Raw genomic sequence first — 4,246 nt, 5'->3', positions numbered from 1 at the left:
ACCGGCGGCAACTCGACCGGCGACGAGACAGAGGGCGGTGGCGGCGGGGCCATCTTCGTACGCGGTGGCCGGTTCAAGGCCGTCGTGTGGGTGGCCGCCGGCCTGCTCGCCGCGCTGGCGGCCGGGGCGGCCGCGGTGACGTTCGCGCCGCCGGACCTGGTCGGGGAGCGCGTTCCGGCGTACGCCGTCTGCGGTGTCGAACTGTTGGCCTTCGCCGGCGTGGCGGCCGCGCTGGTCGGCAACCGGGTCGGCGCGATGCTGCGCTGGTCCGTGCCCGCCTGGCTGGTCAGCCTCGGGCTGCTGGCCGGCCTGCTGCCGGAGCGGGGCGCCTGGCTGCTCGGCGCCGCGATCGGGGTCGCGGCCGCCCGCGCCTTCGCGCCGGCCGTGCGCCGGGACCCGCCCGAGGCCCGGGTGGGCGCCCGGGCGCCGTTCGGAGCCGTCGTCGCGTACCTGCTGATCGGCGCCGGGCAGGCGGGCGCGTTCCTGCTCGTGTGGCGGCTCGTGCCGGGCGACGGCGCCGTGCCACCGCCGGCCACCCTGCCGCTGCTGCTGGCCGTGCCGCTGATCGAGCTCTTCGTCGCCTGGCACGCGACCCGCGCCGCGGCCGGCCTGGACCTCTACGACGACGTCGCCGCCTACCGCCGCCACCTGCGGGTGCTCGGCATCGCCACGCTGGCCGGCCTGCTGCCGCCGCTCGCGATCGGCGCCGCGCTGCTGGTCGCCGCGTTCCGGCTGCCGTACGAGCTGTCCCGGCACCCGGACGCGAAGGCCCTTGTGTTGGCGGGGGCGGCCGGCGTGTTGCTGGCCGGGTCCTGGGCCGCGACCCTGCTGCTGGCCACCCGGGGCCGGCTGCTGCTCGCCGCGCTGCTGGCCGTCGCGCCGGTCGTCTTCGCGGTGGTCCCGGTGGCCGGTTGGCTGGTGGCCGTGCCGGGCGGCGGCGTCGACTCGTTGATCCGGGTGATGTTGCCCGCGACGGTGGCCGGTCTGGCCGCGACGTCGGTGCTCGGCCTCGCCGCCACCGCGCACACCGTCTTCCATCCCGGGAGCTACCGATGATCGAGCTGCCGCGCCGGGTGCCCGGTGCCGCCACCGCCGGGCCGGCGCCCACCACGCTGCTGCCGCTGTACGTGCATCCGCTCGAGGATCCGGACGCGTGGGATCCGGAGGCGCTGGCCGGCACCACCGTGATCGTCAACGTGGCGGACGGGCCGGGCGCCGGCGCGCCGGACGAGTCGTACGCCGAGGCGACCGCCCGGCTCGCGGCCGCGTCCGTGCCGATGCTCGGTTACGTCGACGTCGGCCACTCCGCCCGGCCGATCGCGGACATCCTCGACGACGTCGAGCGCTGGTCCGCGTACCCGGTGTCGGGGATCTTCCTCGACCAGTGCCCCACCGGCGCTTACGGCATGGGTCCCGTGGCCCTGGCGATCAGGGTCGCGCGCCGCGCCGGCCTGTTCGCCGCGGTGCTCAACCCCGGCACGCCGCCGGAGGCGGTCTACCGCGATCTGGGCGTGCCGATCTGCGTGTACGAGGGCTCGTGGGACGACTACCAGGAGTGGGCGGGCGAGGGCGCGCTGCCGGGTGACGGGCACCTGATCCACAGCGTGCCGCCGTGGCAGCTCGAACACGCCCGCCGGGTGATGGCCTGGCGCGGCGCGGGCTTCGGCGTGGTCACGGACCGCTGGATGACCAGCCCGTGGCAGGGCCTGCCCTCCGACTCACCCCGCCCGCTGGCCGTCGTGCCGGGCTGAGCCGAGGTATCGCGGCCGGGGCTGGCACTTGGGGCACGAGAACGACGAGCGGTTCATGAACGACTCGCGGCGGATCGGGGCGCCGCAGCGCCGGCACGGCTCGCCCTCGCGGCCGTACGCGTGCAGGCCCCGGTCGAAGTAACCGCTCTGGCCGTTGACGTCGACGTAGAGCGCGTCGAAGCTCGTGCCGCCCTCGCGGATCGCCTCGCCGAGCACGTCGCGGACGTGGCCCAGCAGGCGCAGCGCGGCCGGCCTGGTGAGGCGGTCCGTCGGGCGGGCGCCGTGCAGCTGGGCCCGCCAGAGCGCCTCGTCGGCGTAGATGTTGCCGATGCCGGAGATCAGCGTCTGGTCGAGCAGCGCCCGCTTGACCTCGGTGCGCCGGCGGCGCAGGCCGGCGACGAAGCCCTCGTCGGAGAACTCCGGGTCGATCGGGTCGCGGGCGATGTGCGCGATCTCGGCGGGCAGTTCCGCGCCGCCCGCGGAGACCGACAGGCCGCCGAACGTGCGCTGGTCGACGAAGCGCAGCTCCGGGTCGCCGTCCTCGAAGCGGAAGCGGATCCGCAGGTGCGTCTCGTCGGGGGTGGCCGCCGGCTGCAGCAGCATCTGGCCCGACATGCCGAGGTGGCCGATGATCGCGTCGCCGCTGTCGAGCGGGAGCCAGAGGTACTTGCCGCGGCGGCGGACGTCGAGCACCCGCCGGCCGACGAGCTGGCCCGCGAAGTCGAGCGGGCCGGGCAGGTGGCGGCGGACCGCGCGCGGGTGGTGCACCTCGACCGCGGCGATCCGCCGGTCGGCGACATGCTTCACCAGGCCGCTGCGGACGGTCTCGACCTCGGGTAGCTCGGGCACCGGGTAAACCTATTCGGCCGCGCTCGGTGCGGCCACCTTCTCCGCCGCGTGGTCGGACAGCTCCTGCCAGGCGGTCTCGGCGGCCCGCTGCTCGGCCTCCTTCTTGCTGCGACCGTCGGCGCCGCCGTAGCGCTTGCCGGCCACGACCACCCAGGCGGTGAACGTCTTCGCGTGATCGGGGCCGGCCTCGTCGATCCGGTACTCCGGGACGCCGAGGCTCAGCGTTGCGGTCAGCTCCTGGAGGCTCGTCTTCCAGTCCAGCGCGGCGCCGCGGCCGGCGGACTCCGCCATCAGCGGGTCGAACAGCCGGTGGATCACCATGGCGGCGGTGTCCAGGCCGTACTGGAGGTAGATCGCGCCCAGCAGGGCCTCCAGCGTGTCGGCCAGGATGCTGTTCTTGTCGCGCCCGCCGGTGGTCTCCTCGCCCTTGCCGAGCAGGAGGTACGGCCCGAGCCCGTCGGGACCGAGGCGGCGGGCCACGTCGGCCAGGGCCCGCATGTTGACGACGCTGGCCCGCAGCTTGGCCAGCTGCCCCTCGGGCAGGTCCGGGTGGTTGTTGAACAGGGCGGTCGTGATCACGACGCCGAGCACCGAGTCGCCGAGGAACTCGAGCCGCTCGTTGGTCGGCAGGCCGCCGTTCTCGTACGCGTAGGACCGGTGGGTCAGCGCCCGTTCCAGCAGCTCGACGTCGAACCCGACGCCGAACGCGGCCTCCAGGTGCGCGACCGGCGGCCTTTTGCGCCTGTCAGTGGTCATGTGGTCACCTCGATCAGGTCGGCGAGCGCCGTCGCGATGCGCGGGATCGCGCGGTTTCGGTGCAGGTTGGCGGCGAGCGCGAGGCCCGACGCCAGGTCGTCCGGGGTCGCGCCGCCGTGGCAGATCACGACGGTGCCGTACACGCCCAGCAGGGCGGCGGCGCGGGGCACGGCCCGGCCGGGCGGCGGGCCGCCGGCCATCGCATAGGCGCCCTCGATGCCCTTGAGCAGGATGTTGCCCGTGAAGCCGTCGGTCACCACGACGTCGGCCCGCTCCCCGGACGAGACGTCGTAGCCCTCGACCAGGCCGACGTAGTGCGCGTCGCCGCCCAGCTTGAGGGCGGCCAGCATCGGGTCGGTGATCCGCCGGGCGCGGTCGCCCTTGCCGGTCTCGTGGCCGATGGACAGCAGCCCGACCCGGGGGCACGGGATCGCGTGGACGGCGCTGGCGTAGGCGGCGCCGAGCAGGGCGTGCCCGGCCAGCGTGATCGGCCGGGCCTCGACCGAGCCGCCGACGTCGAGCAGCGCGACGGGACCCGCGATGGCGGGGATGGTGGCGAGCAGGGCCGGCCGGCGGATGCCCGGCCAGCGGCCGAGGCTGAGCACGGCGGCCGTGACGATCGCGCCGGTGGCGCCGGCGGAGACCAGCGCGTCGGCGGCGCCCTCGGCTACCGCCAGGGCGGCACCGCGGACCGTGGTGTCGGACCGGACGCCGCGCTGCGGTGGGTCGTGCATGGCGACGGCGCCGCGCAGCGGCCGCACCGACGCGCGATGGCGGTCGGCGGCCGGGAGCGCGCCGATGACCTCGTCGGCCACCTCACGGGGGCCGACGAGCAGGAGGCGCAGGTCAGGATCAGCGCTCAACGCTCGCAGAGCGCCGTCAACCACGAC

General features: G+C 75.5%; 5 protein-coding genes. 2 read left to right on the top strand and 3 right to left on the bottom strand.

Annotation, left to right across the window (positions count from 1 at the left end):
* Together AB0H87_RS38830 and AB0H87_RS38825 are read left to right on the top strand one after the other, a co-directional pair.
* A partial coding sequence (locus AB0H87_RS38830) for a hypothetical protein (protein WP_360157861.1) occupies window positions 1-1,056 on the top strand: 1,056 nt, incomplete at its 5' end.
* Complete coding sequence (locus AB0H87_RS38825; protein WP_360157858.1) at window positions 1,053-1,751, top strand: spherulation-specific family 4 protein; 699 nt, start codon at window positions 1,053-1,055, stop codon at window positions 1,749-1,751. The genes AB0H87_RS38830 and AB0H87_RS38825, both read left to right, overlap by 4 nt.
* On the opposite strand, the gene mutM is transcribed toward AB0H87_RS38825, so the two are convergent.
* The 3 genes from mutM to AB0H87_RS38810 all read right to left on the bottom strand — a co-directional run.
* Entirely contained in the window at window positions 1,719-2,600 is an 882-nt protein-coding gene (gene mutM, locus AB0H87_RS38820; RefSeq protein WP_360157855.1) for a bifunctional DNA-formamidopyrimidine glycosylase/DNA-(apurinic or apyrimidinic site) lyase, read from the bottom strand. The genes AB0H87_RS38825 and mutM overlap by 33 nt on opposite strands.
* A 9-nt stretch (window positions 2,601-2,609) precedes the next feature.
* Window positions 2,610-3,356: a ribonuclease III gene (rnc, locus tag AB0H87_RS38815; protein WP_360157852.1), complete on the bottom strand. Its 747-nt coding sequence runs from the start codon at window positions 3,354-3,356 to the stop codon at window positions 2,610-2,612.
* Window positions 3,353-4,246, bottom strand: an 894-nt coding sequence (locus AB0H87_RS38810) for a phosphate acyltransferase PlsX (protein ID WP_360157849.1), incomplete at its 5' end; no start/stop codon positions are given. The genes rnc and AB0H87_RS38810, both read right to left, overlap by 4 nt.

It is taken from the genome of Asanoa sp. NPDC050611 (assembly GCF_040654855.1).
Taxonomy (GTDB): Bacteria; Actinomycetota; Actinomycetes; order Mycobacteriales; family Micromonosporaceae; genus Asanoa.
The sequence above is the reverse complement of the archived record's forward strand: the minus strand, read 5'-3'. Positions and strand labels throughout refer to the sequence as shown.

What these genes read in the sequence shown, in the direction of transcription:
- AB0H87_RS38825 (WP_360157858.1), top strand. Translation starts at nt 1,053, where the DNA reads ATGATCGAGCTGCCGCGCCGGGTGCCCGGTGCCGCCACCGCCGGGCCG.
- rnc (WP_360157852.1), bottom strand. Translation starts at nt 3,356, where the DNA reads ATGACCACTGACAGGCGCAAAAGGCCGCCGGTCGCGCACCTGGAGGCC.